Source organism: Micromonospora sp. WMMD736 (assembly GCF_049179015.1).
Taxonomy (GTDB): Bacteria; Actinomycetota; Actinomycetes; order Mycobacteriales; family Micromonosporaceae; genus Micromonospora.
Map to the genome: position 1 here is coordinate 1 of NZ_JBMHMI010000080.1, position 2,784 is coordinate 2,784.

Consider the following 2,784-nt stretch of genomic DNA (forward strand, 5'->3'; position numbering starts at 1 on the left):
CCTGGCAGGTGAAAGATCGATAATCCACGTTATTCATGTTCTTTGTAGTTGTGGGGCCGTGGGCTGGGTGAACAGAAGCGGGGCAGCGCCACGAGAAATCGTCACAGTGACGAATTGAGCGAAGGGTGCAAGCGAGTGCATCCGATAGTTGCGAGTTACGTTTGACTGCAATGCAACTCAACTGGTAACGGTGCGTGTTCAACAGGTGCGAGTTGCTCCGCGGCGATCTCGCTGTGTGCGCGGCCCTCAGCTCCGAGCTGCAGGGCATTCAGTGGACGGTATTGGTACGGCTGACTTCGTGCGCAAGTGTCAGCGTCACCGCTCCCACGGGTCCAGGCATCGCACGCCGAGAGGCTCGAAGTGCCGGATGTTTCGGGTCACTATCACCTTGCCGGTCGCGTCCGCCACCGCAGCGATGAGGGCGTCGGCGTACGGGGCATGTTCGGGCACCCGGTAGGTGGCCAGGATGCGCGCCGCGGCCAGGTCGAAGGACAGCACCCGGCCATCGAAGGTGGGCAGTACGCGGTCCGCAAACCAGCCACGCAGGACCTCGCCCTGTTGTGGGTCCGTTCGTTCCTTGGTGATGACACCGCGCTCGATCTCAGCGATAGTGCTCGCAGCCACGAACAGCTCGGCCAGTTGGACCGACACCGCCCACGCCCGTACTCCAGGGTTGCGTTCCGGCTTCCGCAGGGCCGACACCACGTTGGTGTCCAGCAGGTAACTCACAGCTCAGGTGTGCGGGCAGTCAGGGGGAGACGCTCCGGCTCGAAGTCGAAGTCGCTGTCGGGGCTGTCGTCGGCGAGCAGGTCGACGATCGTGACCTCCTCACCCGACACCCCAGCGGTGAGGATCGCGCGGGCTTCGGCCTCGACGGAGTGGTGATGCCGTTCGGCACGCGCCCGCAACGCAGCCTTGGTGCCCGCGGGTAGATTACGGATCAGGATCTGTTCCATCGCCACCTCCGATATCACATCGATGATATCAGATGCGGTCGAGGCGATGTTCGGATGTCGGCAAGTCGTGGTGGCCGGCCACGAGGCCGGGAGCTGCGCCGATGTGCACTCTCAGATGGTCCTGGAAAACAGGGCGGATTCGGACAGCTCTCATGTTTCCCCGGATTACTCTCAACTAGTTCCGGATCGGACAACGAGCGAGACAATGTTGTGCCACATTGCAACTCGCTACCTTTAGCTGGTAACGGTGCGTGCTCGACAGGTGCGAGTTGTACCGCGGCCCGGCGTGCAGCCGACGACGAGCTGCGTTAGCAACTGTTCGGGTGGCGAAACCTGGCGCGCCGTCGCGTCGAGGGCGTTACGATGCGGTCCAGCGCCCACGGCGCTGAAGGAGGCCCGCCATGGCACTGCCCGCTTTGGTCCTGGTGCACGGAGGCGGTTTTGCCGCTGATTGTTGGGAGCCCACCGTAGACGCGATCCAAGGCATGGAGCCGAAGCTAAGGGTGCTGGCTATTGATTTGCCAGGTCGGCGAGATAAGGCCGGTGACCTGATCACGGCTTGTATCGACGAGTGGGTCAACTCGGTGGTGTCGGACATCGAGGATGCTGCGCTCGACGACCTCGTGATCGTCGGCCATTCGCTGGCGGGGGTGACCGTCCCCGGTGTTGTCACCAAGCTCGGCTCGGCGCGGGTGCGGGAGATGATCTTGGCCACCGCGCAGGTACCAGCCAACGGCGGCGCCCTGGTGGACACGCTTCCCGGGGCGCTGAGCTGGTACGCACGTCGCACCGCGAAACGTTATGTGCAGAAAGGCCGTTCGGTTCGGGCGGGAGGTTTGCCTACTGCGTTGGCGGGGTTTGTATTTTGCAACGGAATGACTCCCGCACAGCGCAGGTTCACGCTGGCTCGGTCCTGTCAGGAATCACCCTCCATCATGATAGAAAAAGTTGATCGCAGTGGTATGCCCGACGAGGTGCCGCGCACGTGGATACTCACTCGGCGCGATCGTTCCGTCTCGATGAAGATTCAATATGAGTGCATCGCCGCGCTTGGCGGAGTGCAGACGCTCATTGAGATCGACACGTGCCACATGCTGATGGTCGGCGAACCGGAACGGCTGGCCAACATCCTCGTCGAGCGCTGCCGGCTGTACGCGTAGTGCCAATCGGCAACAGCGCAACCGCCGCAGCGACTGACTTCTCTTGTAGCACAAGACAACTCGCACTGGTTAGCTGGTAACGGTGCGTGCTCAAGAGGTGCGAGTTGCCTCCCCTTGCCGTTTTAGACCGGGAAGGCATTTGGCGACGATTCTTGGCATGCCGTGCATCTGCGTGCCGAGATTAGGGTCAGATGCGCCGCAATCGACGAATGGTGTGCTCGTGGTCGGCGGCCCAACGGTCGCCGCCTCGTTGTGCCACCAACGCAACTGGACTAGATTCTGCCGACATGGAGCCCGTGTGGCGACCACTTCAGGAGCCCGCCGCCCGAACGGCGTGGCTAGAGGTGCTCAGACCGGTCGCTGCCGAGATGCAAACGTGTGCGCCGCAGTTGGCCGGTCACATAGTTGATCGATTTCAATCCGAGTTGCCGAAGATAGTTCCGGATGCGTCGGCCGTGGCCGAGCAGCTTGCCAGCGTCGAGGCCAGTCTTGGCCAAATCGCACAGTGCATCCAAACTGGAGACGATCCGCGTCGGGACGACCTTGCGCCAGCGACCGCGGCCATCGCCCGCTCCGGTGTGCAACGGAACATTCCGCTCAACGACCTCATCCGCTCGGTGCGCTTAGCGCACGAGGAGACATGGCGGTGGCTGTTCGACCGGATAACC

The 2,784-nt window shown here is 62.5% G+C and carries 4 protein-coding genes; 2 read left to right on the plus strand and 2 right to left on the minus strand.

The annotated features are described in order from the left end of the window. Positions 1-315 precede the first annotated feature (315 nt). On the minus strand, positions 316-729 hold the full coding sequence (locus tag ACN269_RS33810; protein WP_421477274.1) for a type II toxin-antitoxin system VapC family toxin: 414 nt from the start codon (positions 727-729) through the stop codon (positions 316-318). After that, positions 726-956, minus strand: a complete 231-nt coding sequence (locus ACN269_RS33815) for a FitA-like ribbon-helix-helix domain-containing protein (RefSeq protein ID WP_421477276.1) — start codon at positions 954-956, stop codon at positions 726-728. The genes ACN269_RS33810 and ACN269_RS33815 overlap by 4 nt, the downstream gene beginning before the upstream one ends. A gap of 401 nt (positions 957-1,357) precedes the next feature. Between ACN269_RS33815 and ACN269_RS33820 the strand changes: the two genes are divergently transcribed. Further along, a complete protein-coding gene (locus ACN269_RS33820) occupies positions 1,358-2,116 on the plus strand; it encodes an alpha/beta fold hydrolase (RefSeq protein WP_421477278.1) in 759 nt (252 codons plus the stop codon). A gap of 455 nt (positions 2,117-2,571) precedes the next feature. Further along, positions 2,572-2,784, plus strand: a 213-nt coding sequence (locus ACN269_RS33825; RefSeq protein WP_421477280.1) for a hypothetical protein, incomplete at its 3' end; no start/stop codon positions are given.